Here is a 24,125-nt window from a genome sequence, read left to right as displayed (position 1 = left end):
CTAATTCACATAAAAAGGTTGTTCTTTTTAAAAGAACAACCTTTTTTCATTAGCATGTTTGTAATACGCAGCATGTATTTTCAAAACGTTGATTTTTCAAATCTTCATTACTAATACAGAAATATAGCATCCCTAGTTCTCCCCAAACCATATTACAATTTTTATGATCTGAATCAATTTGGAATAAAAGAGTCATTTGCTGCGGGTCTACTCCCATATATTCTCCCGTCTCATATAACACTTCTTCTTGTACAGAGAATGGCTCACCAAACATTTGATGGTTATCGTAGTTATCCGGAATTAGCTCTTCAAGTAATTGCAAGAAACGATCTGAATCAGCCTCATCTTCAATGAAAAGTTCTGGTAATTTGTATGTCAGTTCAAAAGTAATTGCACACTGGTTATATTTCGCTTGTACTTCATTTCCTCTTCGTAATTGCTCTACAGGAACATCATAATAAAGTACACGCCCAGCCTCTGTTAGCTTCACATTTTCTTCAAAATAATTTTCAATGCAAAAGAAATACAGCATCCCCGTCTTAGGAAGATTGTGATCCATACCAACGTTTTGTAAATCACTTAAGTTAAATTGCGCGATAAATTGTAGTGGATTTCCTTTATGCTTTGGATATTCAAATAAAGCTGGTAAATCAGGAACTCCTCCCATTTTCGAACTACCTATCGCAACAGTTTCCTGCTGCTTTGGCACAACTTTTATACAAGGAAATACAGTATTAATAAGTTCCTCTTTCAAGTGTGTTAGTTCATATTTATCAATTAATACTTCAATTTTTTTATTCATAAATTCTCCTTACATTTACATACTTATTTATATCATAGTACAAAGATTATACTTCATTCTTTACAAAATCAACAAGCCTCCAAAAACGGGCTTATCCTTCGTACGCGAACAAGTTTAAAAAAGCATACTATACATTGTTCCTACAAACACGATAGTTCTTTAGTTCTTCCAGTACATTTTCCCCTCGTTCATTTTTATTTTTAATATAAGGAGGAATTCCACATGGGTTACGGATATAGTTGCGGCGGTTACGGTTACGGCGGTAGCTGTGGTGGTTGTGGTTACGGAGGTTTCGCTTTATTAATCGTTTTATTCATCCTTCTAATCATCATCGGAGCTAGCTGTTGGGGCGGCTTTGTAGGCTGCTAGTAAACTTAAAAACCATTGTAAAAAAGCACGTACAATACGTGCTTTTTTGCCATTTCCAAATCTTTTATTTGAAAGGAAGTATGTTTAATGAAGATTGATGGTGTTTTTGAAGGAGGCGGTGTGCGCGGTATTGCGCATGTTGGGGCAATTTGCGCGTTAGCCGAAAAAGGTTATGAATGGGAACGTGTAGCTGGAACATCAGCTGGTGCAATTATCGCGGCACTTTTAGCTGCAGGATATTCTTGTTCAGAGCTAAAAACCATTATAACTGATATCGATTATAACAAATTTACGAAGAAAACCTTTATTGACAAAATCCCCTTTATCGGAAAAGGACTAAGTGCATGGACTACTCTAGGTATATACTCTAATGTATTTATAGAAGAATGGATTGAAGAATTACTTCGAAAAAAAGGTGTTCATTTATTTACTGATTTACCGGATCTAAACAAACTCAAAATCATCGCTTCTGATATTAGTAATGGTAAAATGGTTGTCTTTCCTGACGACTTACCAAACTATGGATTTTTAAATTATCGCTTCTCTATCGCTAAAGCGGTAAGAATGAGTAGTACAATCCCCTTCTTCTTTGAACCCGTAAAATGGAGAACTCCAAAATGGAAGCAGCCTTGTTATATGGTTGACGGAGGAATTCTAAGTAATTATCCAATTTGGATCTTCGATTCACCTACCGCTCCTCGCTGGCCGACTTTCGGATTTCATTTTGTAAAAGATGAGATTCAAGCTGACCCTGCTCACTATAACGAGCCTATTTCTATGTTCAAAGGACTATTTAAAACAATGATGCAAGCTCATGATTTACGTCATTTAGATAAGGAATCAAAAGCAAGAACGATTACAATTCCAACAGGAACGATTACAAGTACTAATTTTGAACTGACGAAGGAAGAAAAAGACTGGCTTTACAATTCTGGTTATAACTCTGCTAATAAATTTTTACAAGCTTGGAACTTTAGGCAATATATTGATGAGTATAGAAAAGGAAATCAAGACCGAAAGACAAATCGATTTTTTCGTCAACTTGACTCATAATATTATTACTTTGCGTATAAATACGAGAACGTTTAACAACTTAATAGTAAATAAGCCTAGTAAATTCTTATATTACTAGACTTATTTACTTCCTATATAATCTCATACATTGTTTAAGGATACGTTAAGCCTTCGGCTTCTTCTGCAGTTATAACTATGTAACGATTTCCCGTTCTTAATCCTAACAGTTCTGCTTTTTCAATCGCCTCTTGCTTCGTCTCCGCATAAGCAGCTAAATATTTTTCTCCATTGATCATTTGGCAAATTACATATTGTTTCATTACTTTCTCCTCTTACTTTTTCATTAGTTGTGCAAGTTTTTTTATACCTATTTCAATTTCTTCTAACGTTGCGTATGAATACGATAGGCGCAAAAATTGATTTGCACTTCTATCATATAAAGTACCTGGGTTTAATAAAACCTTTTCTTGCAGAGCTTTATCAAATAAACTGCGATATGAAATGGGTACTTTTATATGTACCCATATATAAAACCCACCTGTTGGTTCATGCCAAGTTGCTATTTCACGAAGATATTTATCTAACATTAGTAACATAAAATCTCTTCGTTTTTTCAATTCACTTCTTACAAATCGCAAATGCTCATCATATAGACCATTTGTAAACCACTCTGCTGCAATTTGCTGGGATATAGTGCTTGAACCATAATCTGTTTGCATCTTTATGTCTGACAATCTTTGAATTACTGGCTCGGGTCCAACAATCCATCCAATTCTTAAACCTGGACTAATTACTTTGGACATGCTTCCAATATGTAGTACGATTCCATTTTTATCATAGGCTTTTAAAGGTTTCGAACTAGGTGCATCAAACCATAAGTCTTGATACACTGCGTCCTCTATAATAGGTAATCCAATTTCATTACATATTTCCATCACTTCTATTCGTTTCTTCGCATTCATACTAAAGTTCGTTGGATTATGAAAAGACGGGATTGTATATAAAATAGAGGCATTAAATTGCTTCTTATATTTCTTAATATATGATGTATGTAACCCGCTTTCATCCATTGGGATTCCAATTAAACGTACTCCTGCTGATTGAAAAACATTAAGCGAATATAAATAGGATGGTTTCTCTAATAAGATTGATGCCCCTTTCGAAAGAAGCCCCATAGAAATAAGTTGCAGCGCTTGAATTGCTCCTGAAACAATTAATATAGAGTCAGGAGATACATATACGCCATGCTCCTTTAAGTATTCGGAAATCTTTTCCCTTAAATAAAGATTTCCTTTCGGCTCTTCATACCCAAGCGTCACATTTGACTTTAAAAGGTTATTCATAATTTCTTTCATCTTTTTCTCAGGTAAGAGACTCGGCGCGAGCTCACCTGTTCCTAACCGAATTACATGTGGGTAAAATTCAGCTTGATTAATCTCTTGAATAGCTGGGAGATTCGGATAATGAAGTCCTGTTTCTACATAAGACTGCCAATTAGGCGGGGGTGCGTAAGTTGAAACATTCTCATTATTATTTACAACAATTGTTCCTTTCCTGCCATTCCCTTCAATATATCCCTTCGCAACTAGTTCATCGAAAGCCATTACAATTGTGCTTCGATTCACACCAAATGTATGGGCCAAATCTCTTTGTGAAGGTAATTTCGTTCCAACGGTCCATTCTCCATTAACGATCCTTTCTTTTATATACGTTTCTATTTGTTTATACAGCGGCGTCGCTAGAGACATATCCGGTTTCCAAACGAATCTTTCCATCATATCACCTTATATTCTTTTTGGTTGGTAACCTCCCCAACCATATGGATGGATACAAATTTTCATTTCTTCTATACAATATACACTATCATAATGAATTAAAATAGGAGGTAATATGATGAGTGAAGCAATTATTCATGGTATCATTCTTGCATTTGGACTTATCATTCCATTAGGTGTACAAAATGTTTTTGTCTTTAACCAAGGTGCGAGCCAACCAAACATTTGGAGGGCAGCCCCTGTAGTATTAACTGCCTCTATATGTGATACGTTACTCATATTGATTGCAGTGCAAGGTGTCTCCCTTGTACTCCTTACTTTTTCTTGGCTAACTAACTCATTATATATAATTGGATTTTTCTTTCTCCTATACATGGGCTTTGTTATTTGGAGAAGTAGCCCTTCCAACGATGTAACACAAGAAAAAAGTATGCCCTTAAAAAAGCAAATCCTTTTCGCAGCATCAGTTTCGTTATTAAATCCACATGCTATTTTAGACACAATCGGTGTAATTGGAACAAATTCTATTCAATACATAGGAAGTGAAAAATGGGCTTTCACACTTGCAACTATTATCGTTTCTTGGATTTGGTTTATAAGCTTAGCTTTAGCGGGGAAATTTCTAAAAAGACTAGACTCAACCGGAAAGACAATTTTATTATTAAATAAATTTTCTGGTCTCATCATATGGGGTGTCGCACTTTATATGTTAAAACAAGTTATTTATTCTTAATGAACGAAAGAGAATTGCATGTTACTCAAAACATCATGCAATTCTCTTACAAATTATGAAGTAGGTTCCGGTTTCTGTTTTACCGCCTTTGCATCCTTTGCTGGTTTAATCCAAATGATTGCTATGACAGCACCAATGGCAGCGAAAATACTAGTCAAATAAAACACTTCATGGTCCGCCCCTTTCATGAAAAAAGAATATAAAGGTGGTCCAGCTGCTACACCGATAAATCGCATTGAACTGTAAAATGACGTAACTGTTCCCCTTTGCTCCTTTTCAATTCCTTGTGTAATGAGGGCATCTAAACATGGGAGTGCCATACCAATCCCTATCCCCATAATAACGAGACAAAGAAGTAGTAAATAAATCCCTTTTATAAATAAAGGAATGATGACTGATGCAGCTGCCATTAAAAAACCAATATAGATACACTTCTTCATAACATTTTGATTATCTCCAATTTTTTTACCGGCCATATATGAACTAAGTGACAGTACAAGTAACGGGATAGCAAGCACACACCCTTTCCATATACCATGAATGTCATACTTTGATTCCAGTATAGTCGACAAATAAAAGAGAATTCCGAATAAAATAAGCATAATAATTGCACCTAATGCAAAAATGGCAATTAACCATCTTCCTTTTTCTCGAAACGTAGACAGAATAGATTTTATAAACTCTTTAAGTGGTGGTACTTCTCCTTCTTGTTTCTTTGCCTTTACTAGAACAAGTAATAAAACAATTGATACTACGCATAAAATTGGAATCGCCCAAAATGGTAAGAACCATACAACGGCAGCAAGAGCAGACCCTAAAATAGGGCTCAGCACTTTCCCAAATGTATTGGATGTTTCTATGATTCCTAAACCTGTACTAACTTGTTTTTCGTCTTTGTATAAATCACCAACACACGGTATAACAACTGGCATTGCACCAGCAGCACCAATACCTTGAATCGCTCTACCAATCAATATCCAATTGTAGGGATTATCAACTTTCCAAGATACCCAACCAGTTATCGCTCCTCCTATAGCTGCAATCAGCAAACTCGGAACCATTACCATCTTTCGTCCCCATCTATCTGATAAATAACCAGCAATCGGTATAAGTAGAATGGCTACGATAGAGTAAATTGTAATAATCATGGATACTTGAAACGATGAAATATGTAATTTCTTTTCAATAGTCGGCAGAATTGGGATGAGCATTGAATTCCCTAATGTCATAACAAGTGGAACTGATGCAAGCGCAATTAAACAACAGTTTTCTTTTTTTAACATGTTGGCTTCGAAACCTTTCATCATATATTTCTTACCATATAATAGCCCCGCTGGAACGTAACTTTTCATTCCACCAGGGCTATTACATCTTTACTACTTCCCATTCACAACAAAAGAAATTGGGGAAATTATAGTATTATTCCTATTCTTTGAATCCAGTTCACAATATATCCATACCAATTAATTGAAAAAAAAAGAAAGGAAGAATCCTTCCTTTCTCCTATAACCTTCTACAATTAGCGAGTATATCCGCCACCAAGTTGTTGTTCTGCCATCGCTACAAGGCGTTTTGTAATTTCACCGCCTACAGAACCGTTTGCACGTGAAGAAGTATCAGCGCCAAGTTGTACACCAAACTCTTGTGCAATTTCATATTTCATTTGATCTAAAGCTGCTTGTGCTCCATGTGATGCTAATTGATTAGAATTACGATTTCTAGCCATTACCAATCACCTCCTTATTTATATATAAATTGTGTTAAATTCAAATTAAAATACATGGAAATTTTTGGTTATTTTTTACCATAAAAAAAGAGCCTCTAAAACGAGACTCTCACATCATTTCACATTACGAAGTTACTACTTCTAATTTTCTATTTATTAATACTTTCATTTCTTCTTTTAATATCTCTTTTGCATTATGTCCAAACCATTCTAAGGAAGCAAAAAGATCCGTACCTCTCACTTCCTGAATAATCTCATCATAATTTACAATACCTTCAAATAACGGAACCATACCAATACGACTTCCTGCTGCAGCATATACATTATTAGGTTCAAACACATGCAAATAATCCGCTGAAGATATATTCTTAAAATGGTAATGTAGTGTCCACGACTTTAATCGATGGAAACTGTCTATTGGATCTGCGCCAGACTCCCATATATGAAGAAAATCAAGATTTATTTTTAAATTCGGATGATTTACTTCTTCTAATAGTTCTATAGTAGAAGGCAATGTGTCTGTTAGTGTATTGGGATGTGTTTCTAACAGCACATACATATTGTGCTGAGCAAACACATCACAAATCTTACGTATTCGCTTCACATACTCTTTTCTCTCTTGTTCCGAGAAGTCCTTGCTCCCTTTTTGCCCAGCAAACGTGCGAATTTTATTCGTATTAAACCAATTAGCTAGTACTACAAGTTGTTCACTTTTCTCTATCGTTTTTTCAAAATCTGCTGATAATGATATATCTAAGTAATCACTTATCATCGTAATTTCTAAGTTTTTATCCTTTAGAAAAGTCAATTCTCGTTCTGTCGTTTCGCGTTCTTGTATATACAAATTTTGTGCATGAGTCCCCCACAATTCAATTCCTTCAAAACCGTTTTCATATGCAAATTGAACAATATCAGTAAATGAAATTAATTGATGACGAAATGAAATGGTACATAGCGAATATTTCATAGCATTAAACTCCCCTATCTTAAATTCAGTTAGCTTATTAAAAAGTTGCGACAGACTGATTTGTTTTCATACCTTTCCATGATAGAAACTGTCTCTCTAATTCCTTCTTAATTTGCAGTTCAATTGCATTCATTTCATCCAGTTTTTCAATAATCGATACTAGCATACCTTTATTATTCGTCATTGCCATTTTAATTGCACGATACTGTACATTTGTAAATCCTTGTACAATATCCTCTACCCGATCACACCAATAATCAAATTCTTGCTCCGAATATTGCAACGTTTCACGGAAGTATGCAAAGGCATGCTCATAACTATATTTACGAATTGCAAGTACTGGTATTTGTTTTACTGCTGCTACAAGTCCAGAAAGCGCATATCCTTCTTCCTCATTTGCCATTTTTACAATTAAATTTTTCAGCTCCATAGTCAGTTCATTGTCGTTCTTTTTGAATGTTTCTGTGAAATAACTAGCTACTGTTTCTTGCGTTGGCTCCCCAATTCCTTCTATATCAATGAAATACCCTCCACCAAATGGGTTATCTTGAATAGAGTGAAGTACTTTTTCTCTTTCCATATTTCCTTCCCAACGAAAATCAGGATCTAGCATGAACCACTCTTCTTCTTTCTCTGTTTTTGATATCATTAAATAATGTGGAAACGGTTTTTGATGAAATTTATTTTCCCTCTCTGGTAATAGAGACATATCAACCATTACAATGACATAACGATTTTCCGGCTTGTTTTCTACTAATTCTAAAAACGTTTCTACATTGCTATCTTTATCTTGTGCATGATCATACCATTCGTTTACTTTAATACCGTACAATTTTTCAAACCAAAGTAAATAATGATCATGGTTAATGTTTTCAGAGTGATATGAAATAATCCCGCCTTCTGTTATATCAAAATCTCCATCCCATAGTCCAAAATAAAATGGACGAAAATCAATGTCGCTACGCCTTTTTATAATTTCACAAAAACAACTCACTAAACAGTGCACTTTAATTGAAGTCATACTCTCATCCACTTCCCTAAAGGTTAGTTATTCACATTTACTTCTTGTAACTCCTCCATAAAATCAAGCAAAGATCCTACAGTAAGAAATGCCTTTGGATCTACCTCATCCTCTGGAACGCATAGCTTTACATCCATTTCTATGTATACAATAAGCTGTAACATCATTACCGAATCTATATATAAATCTTGATTTAAGCGCATCGTTTCTTCTAAATGCGTTACATTTTTCAGTTCCATTTTTTCTATCATAATTTTTAACACGGCATTCTTTAACGCTTCCCGTCTCATGTTGTAACCTCTCCCATCTCTAGTAACTTTCTACTTACTTTTCCAGTTTTATTTTTAGGAATTTCATTTACACTTTCAATTTCATGCGGAACTTTATAAGAAGGTAAGTGCTGAATACACCATTCTCTTATTTGTACTGGATCAACATGAGAAATCACTTTCGCTTTAACTATTTCGCCCATGACAGGATGTTTCCCTCGATATACAATTGCCTCTTCAACACCTTCCAATCGAAGCATCGTTTCTTCTACCTCTATAGGAAAGACTTTTAATCCCGAAACATTAATTACATCGTCCATACGCCCCATAAAATGAATGCCACGCTCAGATTTATACCCTAAATCTTTCGTGAAGATTTCCTTATCATTCATTTTCACGACGATTTCTTCCGGTGCTTTTTCATCTGAACCTATGCTTATACTCACATGAGGTAGAGAGTTTCCTAAATCTAAATGGCTTTTCATATCATGACATATACTAATACAACCTGCTTCAGAACAACCGTATTGCTGCATCATATATGTTGTCATTTCTTTTAGTTTATAAAATAGTGCTTCTGGCAAAGGCGATCCTGATGTCATAATTTTATGAAACTGGAACGTTCCTAATGGAAAACTCCCCATAATGTGTAACATAAGTGGTACTGCATATATAATATGTTTTTCTGTATTGCGAACTATATTTAATGCGAATTTAGGATTTTTATTCGTAATGATTACAGGCTGGCTCCCCCTCTTAATTGCTGATAAAGTACCACATATTAGTCCGTATGAATGTGAAACAGGAGCCATAACGATTGGCACTTCATCTACTTCACAGTTTAAAGCTTCATTATAAGCGGTAATTTCCGTATCAACTTCCGTCCATGCTCTATGAATTAGTTTCGGTTCCCCTGTAGTTCCAGAACTATATTGCAATAAAGAAGGCTCTTCTAGTAAAAAGTTCCCTACTTCTAATTTTGTAAAATCGCCATATTCTCCATATAAAATTCCTACACAATTTGCACGCTTTGCCATTTCAATAGCTGTTTCTTTTGGTGTATCTTCATGTATAAGTAATACTGATGATTTCTTTTCTTTTAAGAAAAACACAATCGTAATAATATCGAATGGATCTTTCAGACAAAGTGCAAATCTATTCCCTTCTGCTTCTTTAAATTGTTCCATTTCCTCATAAACTTGTAATCTCAATTCAAAATCACTTTTGCTATACTCTTGTTTATTAACGATTAGCATAATTTCCCCCTGTAACAACTGATTTTTGTTTCATAAGTTTTCTTACTCTATACAATGGATTTGGAACTTCATGAACAAGCGATTCCAGATCCATATATAATCGACGTTTCGTTAATTGTTCAGCATAGAATGTAGGTGCATATAATTGAATATTTTCAAATCTACCTTTCAAATGTGGATATATTCTTAAATGATCTTCAATTTCTTCAACAACCATCATCCAAAAATGTTCTTCTTTCAATCCATATTCATCCGCAAGTACGAATGCTAATTCTCCTAAATTAAACAGGAATAGTGCATCTAACACCATCTCTTGCAAACATTCGATGCGATCCATTTCAAAGAAATCATTCATTTTTCCATTCGCATATGTTTTATGCATTTTAGTAAAGTCGGGACATTTGTCAACTTCTCTCAAATATGGACGATAAAACTCAAGCCCTTCATGAAAATCCTTTAACGCAATACGAACAGGCACCCCTTCTTTATGGACTAGAATCATATTTTGTCCATGTGATTCCAGTGCGATACCATGCTCTACAACAAGATGTATAACTGGTATTATCGCTTTTTGAATAAGTAATTGTAGCCAATCCTTCATTCCATATTTGTTCAACCACGCATCAATAATTGGTGTACCATCTTTCTCTTTAGCGTATAAACCATTAAAAGGAATTGCATCCTCTTTTGCATCTAAATACTTATGAATGCTTTCGCGCCAAATACATCCTAATGAACCATATATAGCTTTCTTATTCGTGTCATACGTTACACTTGAAAACTCACTTAACAAGATTAAACGTGCTTCATCCATTAAATAGGCGTCATTACTTACAACATCATTTAACCAATTTGATATTGCTGGTGCACTCACAACAGAGTATGGCTTCAGTGTACGGAGTGTTGAAGTGTTGAGTAAATTCATCGATAATTTAACGTACGGTTTCTTTGGACTCGTAATATTTCTTAACGTTCTCATTGACTGTTGCGCGCAATAATCGTCCTCTGATGTTCCTAAATAAATAATAAAATTACCCTGTATATGATCCGCATAATTTGAAATGATGAAATTCTCCCACTGCCATGGGTGAACAGGTATAAACACGTACTTTTTTGGATTACATCCCTTATTACGAATTCGCTCCATAAACTCTTCTAATTTACGATCGCCAATCTCCTCTTTTAAAAGGTTGTTATACATCACTTCATTCTCATAACCTACAGCCGCATAATTCTTATGCGCTGCAATCCATATGAGTTTTATTGGCTGTATAAATTCATATCCATATTGAAAATTGTCACGATATCGAAATCCAACACGTGCTTTATAACTAGGATGATATGGATGGCCGTCTATTAAATGGCTTTCAAACTCATCGTAAGATTTTTGAGTATATTCTCTCTTATTATTTCTTTCATATTGTGCAATCGTGTCTTTAAATATTGTTTGTTCTAATTCGTGTATAAAAGAATCTAATTTAGCTTGTTCTACACTAGTAACCCGAAAAACTTCTTCTAGAAATTGCGAGACAGATTGTATTTCTTGCTGTTCATCTTGAACTCTTACTATTAATGAGTCTAACGAAATACGTCCAAATGTCATCCGTTCCCTGCCATAGCATTTGTACGTGACACTTTTGCCTTCTTCATCAAGTCCTTGTATTAGAAAAAGAAGTTGTTCTTCTTTTTCTATGCGAACCGGTGTAATAATCCCCTCATAAATTAACGATTCTACTAATTGACGTAGCACTCTTCTTCGTACTGAAATGTAATCTTCTGATTCGAGCGCCTTCAATACTTTCGTATGATACATGTCCACTCTCATAAAACCCTCCACCTTATGACAAAATACCATTATTTGTATTACGTGAAATTTTAACGTTATTTATGAACGAACAGCCACTTCTCTAACGAGTGGATTATGTACTTGCACATAAATAGCTTGCTCCAATGGATTACTTAACTCATCGACATCGAAAAATCTCGTTAGTAAATTTGCTTTACACGCCAACTTATCTTCGTCCAATAATTCTCTTAAAAATGTAGAAGGTTCCCGGTTATATGGAAGGAATGATTCAAGTACAGACCTTAATTCCGAGAGAAGAATTTCCTCCTTAATTAATCCTGCTGTGCCAAAACCATTAATGAGGCCAAACATATGATTGAAAATTAAGTAGTAACGAAATCTCTCATCCACAATATAGTCGTCATATAAATTTCCAGTACGTTCTCCAATACCAGCTAATTCATTATTAAGCATCTCTTTCATTGAATTACAGAAATAAAATCCTTGATTATCACGGAAATAATATTTGACCGGATAACCATCTTTTAGCTGAACAACGCTATTTTGCTGATGAGCTTCTAATGCAACACCATACTGTAAATACATCCATACCATTGGCTTTAAAGAAATATTCATATATCGTCTAAACCACTCTAAGCTTACTTCTTCACAGCTTTTACTTTCTAAATCTGCTAGGCGATGAATAATATTCGATAACCGCGTACGCTCCCCAGGTATAGCGTCTTGAACTAGCCCAGCAATTAATGTTGCGTCGTTTGCATGTTCACTATAAAAAGGATTCTCACGAATAATCACTTCAAATCCAGATTCTTGTGTTCCATAATTTAATGTAATAAAGGCCGGATCACAAATAAAATCAAATCCTGGAAATCTTTCTCGTACTTCACCAATAGCCGTATTTAACATTTCCTTCCCTTCAAGACCACTCTCAAGTTCTTTCAGTTTATTAATACGCATTGAATTCGTTACTTTCACCGGAAATGAAAACTTAAGCATATACTTCGAATTGGGATGATATAGCGTCCTTAGTGATGATGTTGCCATATAATACTTACCTACAGGACCAATATACTCAAGCAATTCTTGAATTATCCAATCTTGTACGTAAGCTTGATGCAAGAGCCATTCTGCCTGAAGCGGATGAATTGGAATTAATGCATATTGATCTTCCTTACAGTACTTCGCTATAAATTCCTTACTAACCATCTCATCATTACTTAATTCTTCTTTTATAATCGTTGTTGTAGAATCTGATAATAATGATTTTTCATTTACTATACTTTTATGTGCCCGAAAATAATGAAGCTGACATTCCCCTTTTAATTCTGGAGAATACATTGCACTTTTCCAATCCAATATTCCCTGTCTACTCTTTGGTGTAGGATGAGTTAAATGCCCAAATAATAAAGACTGCTCCGCTTCTATAAAAGTTGTATGGAAACCGTATAATGCGGATGTATCTTCTATTCTCTCTTTTGTAAATTCCTCAATATTTTGACAACTACGGATAACTCGAAGCATAAGTTCCGCAGGATTCGTTCCTTCTCCGTAGTTGATCGACATCTCTTTTATTAAAAACGTAATAACTGTAACGTAATCTGCTGTAATAACGGAATTACTATCTCCAATTTGATAATAAAATTGTTCTCCAAACAAATGGCGATCTGTTGATGATTTATATATAACTTCTCCATACAAAGTAACGTTCTGTGCCGATAGCCGACAACATAAATATGTGGGGACTGTATCTCTATTCAACGTATTACTGAAGATACTTTTCATTCTTTCATCCTCTGTAATCCATTCTCCACTCCCTGTTTCTCTTAAATAACAGTTTAAAAAGCTTTGTAATGTTGCATGTTCTGCGATTTGTTTCGCATGCTGCATGTTGGTCCTCCTCTTTATATTAAAGCTATCGAAATTTTATATAATAAACGATAATTGAATATCGTTATCAATTCTGATTCTAATTGATAATGATATTCAATTCAAGAGTATATTTCAGAATTTTTTATCAAATTAAATTTTTATTTTTTTCTTTCTTTTCTTTAATCTAGTTAAAAGTACACTAGAAAAATTCTTGCTTTCAAACTAATTACCTACTATTTTTTATTAATCCATTTTTTGATGGATTAATAAAAAGGTACACCAAATGAGGTATACCTTTCCCTATGATATGTTTACATAATATTATTATATGTATCAATCTATATAGCTATTTGTTTTTGTAACAAATTCAAATCTCTCCAACAATACGCTGTTTCTTCTACCCTTACTCTCTCTAAAAATTTCGTATCAATTTTTTCAGGGTTAAATTTTTCATAAAACTTTTTAGAAGGATTATTCGTAACAACCCAAACTAAAAGTGATTGCATGTTATTGTTTATACAATCCGATAATAAAGTTTGAAATAACTTTTGTCCTATTTTCATTCCTTGATACTCTTGTAAAAGGTAGATTGCATATAATTCTCCATCACAATTATATGTACCAGTTCTTTCTACTCCCCCATCGATGAATCCAACTATTTCTCCATTTAAATTCTCTGCTACAAATCTAAATCGATGATTACCTTCTTTTTGAAAAATATCTTCCCATTGTTTTTCTCGTTTCTCATATGCTATATTATCTAGAATTTCGTCAGCAAATATCCCTTTATACGTTGTTTTCCAACTATCGACATGCACCTTTGCTATACCTTGTATATCATCCTCTATTGCTCTTCTAATATGTATTCCCATCATTTCTCTTCCCCTTATTACTCATCATTATATCAATTTCATTCCTTAAAAATCCAAATAAAAAAGAGTGAATTTGAACTTCACTCTTTTTTGTCACAATTATCTACTTTCCACTTCAACTGAAACTACTCGATCTATCTCTTTCAGGGAACTATATAACTCTGTTGTATATAAATCTTCTGGAGCTAAAATAACCATCTCCAGTTGCTGAAATGCTCCACTATCTATATCTTTAATTTTCACGCGTTTCACATGCATGCCTAAATTTTTAATTTGCTTAAATATACCATCTAACTCATGATGCTCTTTAACAGTAATTTTTATAGATAAATCCTTTTGTCTTAATGAATACGGTCCTGCAATTTTCACAAGTTGCGGAAGTACATTAATCGCTAAAATAATTAAAACCATAGCAACTGTCGCTTGTAAATAAAATCCTGCACCAATTGCGATCCCTAAAGCTGAAGCAGCCCACACCATAGAAGCTGTTGTTAATCCAGAAATAACGTCATTACTTCTTCGTAAAATGACACCTGCGCCAAGAAAACCAATTCCACTAACAATTTGAGCGGCCAGTCGCATCGGATCCATATTTGTATGTCCTGGAACAGAATATACATGCACAGATTCAATTGAAACCATCGTAATTAAACAACTTGCTACAGAAATAACCATACTTGTTTTCACACCCAGTGGTTTATTCTTTAGCTGCCTATCTATCCCGATGAATAATCCTAAAAAGAGTGCTAAACCTAATTTGAGTAAAAATTCATATGACATATTCCCATTCTCCTTACTTTACAATGTTTCCCTTAGAATAACTCACTATAACTCTTTTATGATATCAATTCCAGTCTTTTCTATTCATTTAACGTAAAAAACCGAAAAAACATTTATAACGATGTTTCTCCGGCTTTTTATTACACTTTAGATTCTTCTTTATTTCTGATCTTTAATCTTAATTTCTGCATCTTTGTAGAATGCTAATTTACTGTCATTATACTCTTTTGTAAATTTGTTAAACTGCTCTTTCGACTTTTGTGCTTCCACATTTAATTCATTAACAGTTTTAACTTTTTCACCGATTTCTTTTAATTTCGTTTCTTTTACTTTTAATTTTTCATACAGTTCTTTTTCAGTCGCTAACACTTTCGTGTAATTTTCATTCATCTTTTGGAATGCATCATAACGATTCTTATACGACTCTTCTACTGCTTTTGCTTGTTTTTGTAACTTCTTATCTTCAATCTTCTCTATATTACTTTGAACAGATTTCGTTTCCTTCTGTGCTTTTTCTAGCATTTCTTTCTCACTTTTCAATACTTTTTCACGATCATCTACATTTGCAGTAGCTTGCTCTATTTTCTTCACAACTGCTTCATTATGATCTTTACCTTCTTGCAAAATTTGAGCATATAATTCTTGCCCTTGTTTCTCTAACTGCTCTAATTTTTTTGCTTCATCCACTAAAGATTTTTCTTGTGTTGCTGCTGTTTCAAAAGCTGTATATAGATTTTCTTCTGGCTTTTCACCGAAACAACCTGTTAAAAGTCCTACTGATAATGCTCCAACTACTGCAACTTTTCCATACTTCAACGTTCATTCCTCCATTACATACGGTTATCATGCCAGAAGTTCACTGGGAAGTGACTTTCTTCATGATAAGCTTCGAACTCATAACCTTTTTCTTTTAGCCCTTTTAAAATTGCTGGCACAGCAGCAACTGATTGCGGGTGAATATCATGCATTAAAATTACTTCTTGTGGTTTTGTTGCGTTTGTTAATACATTTTGAGCAATTTGTGCTGCAGCTGCATCAACTGGCATTTTATTGTATCTCCAATCTAATGAATCAATTGTCCAATCCCATACTTTAAATCCGCCTTCTACCACTTTATTTCGAAGACCTTCATTTAATCCAGGCATCGAACCATATGGAGGACGTGTTAATTTAGGTGATTTCCCAATAATATTAGCGATTAAACCTTGATCTTCTTTCATCTCATTTACATACTCGCCATTTTTATATAACTTTGCGAAATTATGTGTCATACTATGCATGCCTACATAATGACCCTCAGCATTTTCACGTTTCACTAAATCAGGAAATTCTTTTACATTCGCTCCAATTAAAAAGAACGTCGCCTTCGCATCATGTTGTTTTAGCGTATTTAATAATTCAGCCGTATATTTCCCTGGCCCATCGTCAAATGTAAGATAAGCAACTTTTCTTTCTTTTCCATTAAAACGACTTGGTGCCGTTTTATTCATTTCAACTTTCGGCTGTTCACTTGCAAGCTGCACTACATTTTCTTGTTTCGCAACAGCTTTTGCTGGTGAAGTAATTGATTGAAACATGTAATACCCAATAGCTACTGCGGCAATCGCTATTAAAACGACTACTATTTGTTTAATTTTTAAAGCTTTTTCCATTCTATCGAATTCCTCTCCCTATTAATCTTATATATAAATCGCCCAATATAATTATACATCTATTTATTTTTATTTCACCATATAAATAGATTTTATTTGTATTATAATGGGAGTTTTATCAAAATTGTTGTTCCTATTCCTTCTTTGCTTGTAACACTAAGCGCACCGCCATGAAGCTCTACCATTTTTTTAACGATAGCTAAACCAATACCTGCACCTGCAGCATGATTATTAATTTGGTAAAATGATTGCTCAATATATGGTAAATGTTCTTTAGCAATTCCAATCCCTTCGTCTCTTACCTTAATCACTGCTTGTCCTTCTATTTTAGTCGCTTCAATGTGTATTGTGCTTTTTTCATGTGAATACTTAATTGCATTTTGAACAATATTCAAGAAAACTTGCTTTAGCCTATTTCGATCTCCCATCAATTCAATTCGGTCTATAGTAGTAATAAATTGAATTTCCTTCTCTTCCGATTTAGGAGTTAATTGCCAAATCGTCTCCTCTAGTATATCGTACAATTGCACCTTTTGTTTATATAAATTAAAATGATTTGATTGTAATCTTGAAAAATCTAGCAATTCTTCTACTAAATGAATCAACCTATCTGTCTCACCTGAAATAATGCCCATACCTTGCTTTATTTCTTCTTCTGTTAAATGATCTACTGTTTTTAACGTCTCACTCCAACCTTTAATTCCTGTTAAAGGCGTTCGTATTTCGTGCGAAATAGAAGCAATGAATTCATTTTTCATCTGCTCAGCCTTATCTATTTTATAGGCCATATAATTTAAACTATGTGCCAAGTCACCTAATTCTCCAGGATAATCTTCTTTAATTTTTTGCTTTAATGTGCCTTCTGCAATTTGTGAAGAGGCTTGAATAATGGATTCAATTGGCTCAACAAATGAATTTGCCAAACGTCTACTAATTAAGAAGGCAACTCCTGAAATAACAATACCTACAGAAATAGTAAACGTAATAATTTCAATAATCTTTTTATTTACATTTATTAAAACAGTCGTGTATTTTAAAACACCAATAGTTTGTCCTTGATGTATAAGTGGGCTTAGCACCTCTAGTTGTTTTTTATTACCTTTCGTAGTAACTTGATTATACATTTCACCTTCTAATAATGATTGTGGAATATTCACTTTACCTTCTACCTTTTCACCACTTGAAGATTGTATAACCGAGCCGTGACGATCAATTAACTGTAATTCTGTTCCTTCTAATTGAAAGCTACTAATTATGTCACCACTATATTCTTGTAATCGAATAAAGTATAGTGAATTGTATTCTGAAAAAAAACGTGTACTCGTTTTCGCATGAGACTCTATATATTGCACAATACCATTATAATAGTATCGATAAATTGAAACTGAAAATACAACTTCAAATAATACAAGCATAAGTGTAATGACCGTCATAAAATATAGAGTCACTTTCCGTTTCATCTTATACTTTCCTTCCACACATATCCTTTTCCCCACACCGTAAGAATAAATTCAGGTTCTGATGGATTACATTCTATTTTTTGACGTAACCGTCTCATATTTACATCTACTACTTTCGTTTCACCTACGTAATTGGTTCCCCAAATCATATTTAAAATTTCATCACGCGAAACTGGCTTTGAAGCCTGATTCATTAAATACTGTAATATCATATACTCTGTAGGTGTTAAATCGACTAATTGTCCATCTTTATACAATCTTTCTTCTATAATATTTAACGAAAATGGACCTGACGTAACAATATTCGTTTTTTCTTCATGTACTTCTATTCTTCTTAATAAAGACTGTATACGTGCAGTTAATACTACTGGACTAAACGGTTTTGCAATATAATCATCTGCCCCTATTCCTAGTCCTTGCACCTTATCTTCATCTTGTACACGTGCGGTTAACATAATAATACCCATTTTTTCATTTTCTTTCCTGATAGCCTTACAAACTTCTAAACCATCAATTCCCGGTAACATAACATCCAGCAGTGCTATATCAACAGTTTGTTCACTCAAAATCTGTAACGCTTCTTCTCCAGTAGTAGCTTCTATTACATAAAATCCAGCACGTTTTAAATTTAAAACAATAAAGCTACGGATTGTTAATTCATCTTCTAAAACTAAAATTTTTGACATAATTCCCACCTCCTACTCTTGTTGATAATCCGCTAGCGGTTTTATATATTCTTTCACTTTTTCAAATTTCGATTGCTTCGGTACTGCATATACGTGAGAAGCTGTTTTAATTGCTGCGCTGTAGCCTTTTATATTGAACCATTCTTTCCGCTTAAAAATATGAACTTCAAGCCATATTTCATTTGTTCTTGTATCCAAAAACTTTTGAGAATTTGATTCTTTTTGCTGATCTGGTATTGTAATTTTCCCTATTAACTCTTTAGGAATTTTCACATAATATCCTTTTTCTATATCTATATATCGTTCTTCAATTGGTTTAATTCCAGATTCACTCCACTGTATGTAACGTTCAAAAAGCGGACTATCGCCATGTGATTTATCCTCCCAACCTTTTGGACGTACAGTACGAACAAATTCAATAATGCCGTCTTCATTAACATCTTTACTTTCTACAACATATTCATTAAATAAATCTTCTTTCCCATCTATAGGTAATACTTCATAATGATCCTGATCAAATTTTGCTACATAAGTTATACCTGAATGAGCGCCAACTCCTGCATCAATTACTACCGCCTTTAGTGATTTAGATATACGACCCATTTGTATTCTTTGAATACTATTTATAAATGGATCGTATGACACTTCAGATAAAGTCTTAAATTGTTCCATGAACTCAACTGTCAGCTTCTCATCTTTTTCAAATGTAACAAGGCTTATATCTTTCAGTCCATTTTCATTTAGATCCTCTATGAATAACTTCGTATAACTTCGATTATATATTTCCTTCATCTCTTCATTTTCTTCCGAAAAAACATACATAACATGTTCTAACGATTCACGATTTACAGAGATTCCGATTAACAACTCTCTCTTCCCGTTCCCTGTAAAATCACCGACTTCAACGATATCTACATCTCCTCCATCAAATTTATGTGTGGACTTTATTCTCCAGCCATTTCCGATTTCTTCATATACGGCTAAATATACGCTATGATCTTCATTCGGCAATTTATAAAATAAGATGGCTTCTTTCTTATTATCTTGTTTAAAATTCATTGACCAAATCATCTGTTTATCTTTGTTAGACATTGGAGTAAGTAAGCGATAATTAACAGGTAAATCTTTATCAATTTGTTCCTTTAATTCATTAATCCATTTTTCATTTGTAGGAGCTTCCATTAGACTTGTTGGAGCCTCAGACATTTTACATCCAGTCAATATAAAGATAATTCCCATCATGCTTAACCATTTCTGCATATGATATCTTTCCTTACCACAAATTTTGAATATGTCCTTTTACTTTTTTACCTATCCATTATACTCATACATATGAGTATAATTTTTCTAAACTAAAAAATCGTTACAAAAAAGTTACAAATACATTCCCATAAAAAAAGATTGGCAAAAGCCAATCTTTTTTTATTATTCGTTTCGGACTGATTTTGGCGTTACACCTAAATGATCATTTAATTTTTTGGAAATGTCTTTTACATTTTTTTCATTTGGAATGTAATAATAAATACCACCGATACGTTTATCTGTACCTTCTATTTGCATTTTTTCCATTTCCAAATTAGATCCTGCCATATTTTTTGTAATGGCCAGCATATCGTCAAATGTTAAGTTCGTTTTCATATTTTTATCAACCGCATCCAGTAAAGAGCCCATTTTGCTAATTGATTGAACAGACATCGCTTTTTTAGCAATTGCTTCTATTACAAGTTGCTGTCTCTGTCCACGCATTGCGTCACTATCAATTTTACGCGTTCTTGCAAGTGCAAGTGCTTGTTCTCCATTTAAATGTTGGTAACCTTTTTCTAAATGGATCATACCAGCTTGGTCTTTACTATCTTGTTCAGTGAAAGTAACTGGTACATCAATATCAATACCACCAATTGAATCGACAATTTGTACGAATGATTCAAAGTTAAACTTCACATAATAATCAACAGGGACATTTAAAAATCTTTCCACCGTATCACGTGTGCTTTCTACGCCACCAAATACGTGAGCATGAGTAATTTTATCTAATTTTTTTCTAGTTGGAATGTAAACACGTGAATCACGTGGAATACTTACTAGCTTAACAGACTTATCATCTTTATTAATTGTTGCTAATAAAAGTGCATCTGTTCGAACTGCTTCGCCATATTGGCTTTTTCTCATTTCACTTCCATCTACACCCATGATTAATATTGAAATATTATCCTTTAAAGGTTCAACTTCTTTATCACGCTTTGATGACTTATCAATTTTTGCATACGCATCATTTACAACAGCTTTTGCTTTATTATATATAAACGAACCATATCCTACTCCTCCAAAAATAAGTAGGAAAAATGGAATTAATATGAACCATTTTATTGACTTTCTTTTAGAACGCTTTTTATTACTTCTCGTATTTTGTTCTAATTCAGAGCTCATACCCATTCGCCTCTCTTTCTCTTTACCAAGTATAATGTAAGTCTATTTATCTTCATATTGAATTTCCTTTCACTAACCTTACAATTTTGTAAGGTTACTACTTAAACCCAATACGTATTCCATTTCACATTATACTCTCGTACTTATTTTTGGCAAGTCACTATTTACCAATTTCAAAAATTTAGCACTTCGCAACATACGGATTTACAAATTTATTAACTCTTTCATTTTAAATTAGAATGTCTTTTTCCTAACAAACGATATGAATAAAGAATCCAGCTAATTATAAAATCTCTATGAATACAGTATATTTAACTTTATTATTTCTCAAACGGCGTATACACACTTTTCTTCCCCTGATTATCAATGTAAGCCGACTTTGCTTTTATTTTCGTTTTTTCTACTTCCATGTCTTCATTTGAGAAGTTCACAATGATTTTAATATCTTTTCCATAAGAAACAGATTGTACTAGCTTATCTTCTGACAAATACGCAAAATTCGTCATCTCTTCTTTTACTGCTTTTTCATGAACTTCATTCCAAACTTTTAGATGCTCTGTAATTTCTTTTTTATGCTTATTCCACTCTACTTCATCTAAATGGTACAACGGAGGAACATTATACAATAATTCAGACAGCATTCGATTTCCAACTTCATCTTTTACCTTTAAACTTCCCCATTCCCAATGATGCGTTGTAATAACGGAATCATTGTATACTAATTTATATAATGGTACCGAATATACTGGGTTTAAATATACTTGTTTATATTCTTCTTTCAATGGTACTTGTTTTGCATATTTTTCAGGCACATTTTGATTTGGTGACCAATATCCACCGACATAATACGGACTTGTTTTATTTTTCCGCATATCTTCATCGTCCCATTTAATAACAGGTGTTTCAATTCCGTGTGCAAATGCAATCGTACTACTAGCAAAATCATTTCCGCCTTCAGAACCAACGACCATACCCTTTTCTTGCGCAATGTAGTCCATTCGTTTTAAACGTGCTTTTAAATCTTGCTCTTGCGTCGTTATATGTTTCGCTGAATAGTCATCGTAAATTTCACCTGTCGCATCACAATCAATAAACCATGAATTATATTTAGGACCATTTTGTAATATATCATTCATGCGTTCCTTTACACTAGGCAGCGATAAAGTCGGATTTAACTTGCGACCTCTTCCTAAAAAGCCTTGCACCTTTTCTCCGTTTTTCTTCGTTACAGTAGCCTCTTCGTATAATGACGGGTCATTAAAGGATGCTGTGTTCCAATTTTTATCACTTTTTTCGTGAATGGAATGATACGAATCATACGGACCAACTAAATACCCCATTTCCTTAGCTTTTGTCACGAAATTAGGTTGCATAAATCCTTGTTCCCAGTTCGGCACACCAATCCACGCTTTTTCTATTCCTGCCTCTTTCATTTCCTTTAATATATCCGTTCCATCTGCATTACCCCATTTACTTACCTCTTCAACCGCATCACCAAGTAGCGACTTTAATAAATGCTTATTTAAGCTATACAATTCTGTATTCGTTAAGTGACCTACACCTTTCTTTAATAGCACACTAGCTTCCTGATTAACGTTTTGAAAAATATCCTCTTTATAAAATTCCTTCATCGATAATACTTCGTTTATATAACGTAAAATAACATTTTTTTGATACTTATCAATGAAATCTTGTTTACTTACTTGATCCAATACATTCAGTTCCCCAGGCTCGGAACTATTCTTTTGAATAAGTTCTTTTATATGACTAAACAGCGGGCTATTTATTTGCTCCCTTAGTTTTGGCCAATTTATATTATTTTCTAATAAACCATTTTGATTCCAAAAATAAAAATGCGCCGCTCCATATAACTTTTCGATTTCTTTATTTTTTCTAGCCTTTTCTTGTAATGTTTTAAATTCACCTTTTCGAACAATATCATCCTTATACAGTTTAGCAATGCTTACCGCATCATTATTTGTCACATATAATTGAAATCCATATGTTTTATTTTTATTTATGCTCGGAAATTCATGTGTAAAATCAAATCCTATTTTCGGATCCGAATGAAATTTCAATTCATTATTAAACATATTCGTTGCAATATATACAATTGAATATTTCGAACCATTTAATGCGAAAAACTTCATAGAAAATGATTCAGCAAATGAATATGCATCATCCTTTAAAAACTTCTTCCAATTCTCATCATTGCTCGGAATTTGCTTACCCTCCCATAACGGAAGTGTATAATTTTCAGCTTCTACTTTCGGCCATGTAAAGCTTTCTGCACCAGTCGATTCCACTTCAATGTTTAAGTGGTCTTTTTTCTTTTCTAATTTTATTTTTACTTTTTGATCTGGATATTCCCACGATGTACGATCCTTTTCTTTTTTTACATTCGATACCTTCATTTTCGGTAGGGGTTGTGATGCCTGTTCCTTTGCCCCCTCATGTTCTACAGTTAATGTGAATGTTTCTGGATTTACATCATAAGTAAAATCTTTATACGTCGCTTTCTTTATTTTAGACTCTTGTACAGCATTACTACCTTTTACGTCACAACCGACTAAAGTCGAAAACGACATAGTTGTAAGAAGACATATCGCTATCATTTTTTTCATCCTCTGCACCTCCACC

At 33.7% G+C, this 24,125-nt stretch carries 23 protein-coding genes; 3 read left to right on the top strand and 20 right to left on the bottom strand.

Annotated features, from left to right (window positions below):
• Positions 1-49: 49 nt before the first annotated feature.
• Positions 50-802: a YwqG family protein gene (locus tag DN407_RS09500; RefSeq protein WP_001034836.1), complete on the bottom strand. Its 753-nt coding sequence runs from the start codon at positions 800-802 to the stop codon at positions 50-52.
• A 222-nt stretch (positions 803-1,024) separates the two neighbouring features.
• On the opposite strand from DN407_RS09500, the gene DN407_RS09495 reads away from it, so the two are divergent.
• Positions 1,025-1,171 carry a YjcZ family sporulation protein gene (locus DN407_RS09495; protein ID WP_000540425.1) on the top strand — a complete coding sequence of 49 codons (147 nt, stop codon included), beginning with the start codon at positions 1,025-1,027 and terminating at the stop codon, positions 1,169-1,171.
• An 87-nt stretch (positions 1,172-1,258) separates the two neighbouring features.
• Positions 1,259-2,224, top strand: coding sequence for a patatin-like phospholipase family protein (locus tag DN407_RS09490; RefSeq protein WP_000686789.1), 966 nt, complete (start codon positions 1,259-1,261; stop codon positions 2,222-2,224).
• 113 nt (positions 2,225-2,337) lie between these two features.
• On the opposite strand, the gene DN407_RS09485 is transcribed toward DN407_RS09490, so the two are convergent.
• Complete coding sequence (locus tag DN407_RS09485) at positions 2,338-2,505, bottom strand: DUF3933 family protein (protein ID WP_000816389.1); 168 nt, start codon at positions 2,503-2,505, stop codon at positions 2,338-2,340.
• 12 nt (positions 2,506-2,517) lie between these two features.
• On the bottom strand, positions 2,518-3,960 hold the full coding sequence (locus DN407_RS09480) for an aminotransferase-like domain-containing protein (protein WP_000439399.1): 1,443 nt from the start codon (positions 3,958-3,960) through the stop codon (positions 2,518-2,520).
• Between the two features lie 118 nt (positions 3,961-4,078).
• On the opposite strand from DN407_RS09480, the gene DN407_RS09475 reads away from it, so the two are divergent.
• The gene (locus DN407_RS09475; protein ID WP_001287305.1) at positions 4,079-4,693 is read left to right on the top strand and encodes a LysE/ArgO family amino acid transporter; all 615 of its coding nucleotides are present in this window, start codon (positions 4,079-4,081) and stop codon (positions 4,691-4,693) included.
• Positions 4,694-4,746: 53 nt separating this feature from the next.
• Here the strand turns inward: DN407_RS09475 and bcbE are convergent, their stop codons facing one another.
• The 17 genes from bcbE to DN407_RS09390 form a co-directional block, all read right to left on the bottom strand.
• The gene (gene bcbE / locus DN407_RS09470) at positions 4,747-5,976 is read right to left on the bottom strand and encodes a bacillibactin exporter BcbE (RefSeq protein WP_033667350.1); all 1,230 of its coding nucleotides are present in this window, start codon (positions 5,974-5,976) and stop codon (positions 4,747-4,749) included.
• A 236-nt stretch (positions 5,977-6,212) separates the two neighbouring features.
• The gene (locus DN407_RS09465; RefSeq protein WP_000113545.1) at positions 6,213-6,419 is read right to left on the bottom strand and encodes an alpha/beta-type small acid-soluble spore protein; all 207 of its coding nucleotides are present in this window, start codon (positions 6,417-6,419) and stop codon (positions 6,213-6,215) included.
• A 124-nt stretch (positions 6,420-6,543) separates the two neighbouring features.
• Positions 6,544-7,386, bottom strand: a complete 843-nt coding sequence (locus DN407_RS09460) for a sugar phosphate isomerase/epimerase family protein (protein WP_149216197.1) — start codon at positions 7,384-7,386, stop codon at positions 6,544-6,546.
• A gap of 37 nt (positions 7,387-7,423) precedes the next feature.
• Positions 7,424-8,407: a DUF6005 family protein gene (locus DN407_RS09455; RefSeq protein ID WP_141524877.1), complete on the bottom strand. Its 984-nt coding sequence runs from the start codon at positions 8,405-8,407 to the stop codon at positions 7,424-7,426.
• Between the two features lie 23 nt (positions 8,408-8,430).
• Complete coding sequence (gene asbD, locus DN407_RS09450) at positions 8,431-8,697, bottom strand: petrobactin biosynthesis protein AsbD (protein ID WP_086409199.1); 267 nt, start codon at positions 8,695-8,697, stop codon at positions 8,431-8,433.
• Complete coding sequence (locus DN407_RS09445; RefSeq protein WP_098022554.1) at positions 8,694-9,932, bottom strand: AMP-binding protein; 1,239 nt, start codon at positions 9,930-9,932, stop codon at positions 8,694-8,696. Before DN407_RS09445 ends, asbD begins: the two co-directional genes overlap by 4 nt.
• Positions 9,919-11,757 carry an IucA/IucC family protein gene (locus DN407_RS09440; RefSeq protein ID WP_141524876.1) on the bottom strand — a complete coding sequence of 613 codons (1,839 nt, stop codon included), beginning with the start codon at positions 11,755-11,757 and terminating at the stop codon, positions 9,919-9,921. Before DN407_RS09440 ends, DN407_RS09445 begins: the two co-directional genes overlap by 14 nt.
• A 60-nt stretch (positions 11,758-11,817) precedes the next feature.
• Positions 11,818-13,626, bottom strand: coding sequence for an IucA/IucC family protein (locus tag DN407_RS09435; protein ID WP_001163356.1), 1,809 nt, complete (start codon positions 13,624-13,626; stop codon positions 11,818-11,820).
• Between the two features lie 320 nt (positions 13,627-13,946).
• Positions 13,947-14,483: a GNAT family N-acetyltransferase gene (locus DN407_RS09430; RefSeq protein WP_098022553.1), complete on the bottom strand. Its 537-nt coding sequence runs from the start codon at positions 14,481-14,483 to the stop codon at positions 13,947-13,949.
• Positions 14,484-14,579: 96 nt separating this feature from the next.
• Positions 14,580-15,260, bottom strand: a complete 681-nt coding sequence (locus DN407_RS09425; protein ID WP_000119510.1) for an MgtC/SapB family protein — start codon at positions 15,258-15,260, stop codon at positions 14,580-14,582.
• 159 nt (positions 15,261-15,419) lie between these two features.
• Positions 15,420-16,076, bottom strand: a complete 657-nt coding sequence (locus DN407_RS09420; protein WP_000873565.1) for a YkyA family protein — start codon at positions 16,074-16,076, stop codon at positions 15,420-15,422.
• Positions 16,077-16,090: 14 nt separating this feature from the next.
• Positions 16,091-16,912: a peptidoglycan-N-acetylglucosamine deacetylase gene (locus DN407_RS09415; protein ID WP_000409484.1), complete on the bottom strand. Its 822-nt coding sequence runs from the start codon at positions 16,910-16,912 to the stop codon at positions 16,091-16,093.
• A gap of 101 nt (positions 16,913-17,013) precedes the next feature.
• A complete protein-coding gene (locus tag DN407_RS09410) occupies positions 17,014-18,372 on the bottom strand; it encodes a sensor histidine kinase (RefSeq protein ID WP_149216196.1) in 1,359 nt (452 codons plus the stop codon).
• On the bottom strand, positions 18,369-19,058 hold the full coding sequence (locus DN407_RS09405; protein WP_000036068.1) for a response regulator transcription factor: 690 nt from the start codon (positions 19,056-19,058) through the stop codon (positions 18,369-18,371). Before DN407_RS09405 ends, DN407_RS09410 begins: the two co-directional genes overlap by 4 nt.
• Before the next feature lie 12 nt (positions 19,059-19,070).
• A complete protein-coding gene (locus tag DN407_RS09400) occupies positions 19,071-20,318 on the bottom strand; it encodes a hypothetical protein (RefSeq protein ID WP_001174863.1) in 1,248 nt (415 codons plus the stop codon).
• 165 nt (positions 20,319-20,483) lie between these two features.
• Positions 20,484-21,485, bottom strand: a complete 1,002-nt coding sequence (locus tag DN407_RS09395) for an LCP family protein (protein WP_001987131.1) — start codon at positions 21,483-21,485, stop codon at positions 20,484-20,486.
• Positions 21,486-21,805: 320 nt separating this feature from the next.
• Positions 21,806-24,109, bottom strand: a complete 2,304-nt coding sequence (locus DN407_RS09390) for a glycoside hydrolase (protein ID WP_149216195.1) — start codon at positions 24,107-24,109, stop codon at positions 21,806-21,808.
• Positions 24,110-24,125 lie beyond the last annotated feature (16 nt).

The organism is Bacillus sp. JAS24-2, from assembly GCF_008274905.1.
Lineage (GTDB): Bacteria > Bacillota > Bacilli > Bacillales > Bacillaceae_G > Bacillus_A > Bacillus_A cereus.
This window is presented reverse-complemented; position numbering and strand designations above follow the sequence as displayed.

What these genes read in the sequence shown, in the direction of transcription:
- DN407_RS09480 (WP_000439399.1), bottom strand. Translation starts at nt 3,960, where the DNA reads ATGGAAAGATTCGTTTGGAAACCGGATATGTCTCTAGCGACGCCGCTG.
- bcbE (WP_033667350.1), bottom strand. Translation starts at nt 5,976, where the DNA reads ATGTTAAAAAAAGAAAACTGTTGTTTAATTGCGCTTGCATCAGTTCCA.
- DN407_RS09390 (WP_149216195.1), bottom strand. Translation starts at nt 24,109, where the DNA reads ATGAAAAAAATGATAGCGATATGTCTTCTTACAACTATGTCGTTTTCG.
- DN407_RS09425 (WP_000119510.1), bottom strand. Translation starts at nt 15,260, where the DNA reads ATGTCATATGAATTTTTACTCAAATTAGGTTTAGCACTCTTTTTAGGA.
- DN407_RS09415 (WP_000409484.1), bottom strand. Translation starts at nt 16,912, where the DNA reads ATGGAAAAAGCTTTAAAAATTAAACAAATAGTAGTCGTTTTAATAGCG.
- DN407_RS09460 (WP_149216197.1), bottom strand. Translation starts at nt 7,386, where the DNA reads ATGAAATATTCGCTATGTACCATTTCATTTCGTCATCAATTAATTTCA.
- DN407_RS09435 (WP_001163356.1), bottom strand. Translation starts at nt 13,626, where the DNA reads ATGCAGCATGCGAAACAAATCGCAGAACATGCAACATTACAAAGCTTT.
- DN407_RS09405 (WP_000036068.1), bottom strand. Translation starts at nt 19,058, where the DNA reads ATGTCAAAAATTTTAGTTTTAGAAGATGAATTAACAATCCGTAGCTTT.
- DN407_RS09485 (WP_000816389.1), bottom strand. Translation starts at nt 2,505, where the DNA reads ATGAAACAATATGTAATTTGCCAAATGATCAATGGAGAAAAATATTTA.
- DN407_RS09430 (WP_098022553.1), bottom strand. Translation starts at nt 14,483, where the DNA reads ATGATGGGAATACATATTAGAAGAGCAATAGAGGATGATATACAAGGT.
- DN407_RS09410 (WP_149216196.1), bottom strand. Translation starts at nt 18,372, where the DNA reads ATGAAACGGAAAGTGACTCTATATTTTATGACGGTCATTACACTTATG.
- DN407_RS09455 (WP_141524877.1), bottom strand. Translation starts at nt 8,407, where the DNA reads ATGACTTCAATTAAAGTGCACTGTTTAGTGAGTTGTTTTTGTGAAATT.
- DN407_RS09495 (WP_000540425.1), top strand. Translation starts at nt 1,025, where the DNA reads ATGGGTTACGGATATAGTTGCGGCGGTTACGGTTACGGCGGTAGCTGT.
- DN407_RS09395 (WP_001987131.1), bottom strand. Translation starts at nt 21,485, where the DNA reads ATGAGCTCTGAATTAGAACAAAATACGAGAAGTAATAAAAAGCGTTCT.
- DN407_RS09400 (WP_001174863.1), bottom strand. Translation starts at nt 20,318, where the DNA reads ATGCAGAAATGGTTAAGCATGATGGGAATTATCTTTATATTGACTGGA.
- asbD (WP_086409199.1), bottom strand. Translation starts at nt 8,697, where the DNA reads ATGAGACGGGAAGCGTTAAAGAATGCCGTGTTAAAAATTATGATAGAA.
- DN407_RS09475 (WP_001287305.1), top strand. Translation starts at nt 4,079, where the DNA reads ATGAGTGAAGCAATTATTCATGGTATCATTCTTGCATTTGGACTTATC.
- DN407_RS09440 (WP_141524876.1), bottom strand. Translation starts at nt 11,757, where the DNA reads ATGAGAGTGGACATGTATCATACGAAAGTATTGAAGGCGCTCGAATCA.
- DN407_RS09500 (WP_001034836.1), bottom strand. Translation starts at nt 802, where the DNA reads ATGAATAAAAAAATTGAAGTATTAATTGATAAATATGAACTAACACAC.
- DN407_RS09490 (WP_000686789.1), top strand. Translation starts at nt 1,259, where the DNA reads ATGAAGATTGATGGTGTTTTTGAAGGAGGCGGTGTGCGCGGTATTGCG.
- DN407_RS09445 (WP_098022554.1), bottom strand. Translation starts at nt 9,932, where the DNA reads ATGCTAATCGTTAATAAACAAGAGTATAGCAAAAGTGATTTTGAATTG.
- DN407_RS09465 (WP_000113545.1), bottom strand. Translation starts at nt 6,419, where the DNA reads ATGGCTAGAAATCGTAATTCTAATCAATTAGCATCACATGGAGCACAA.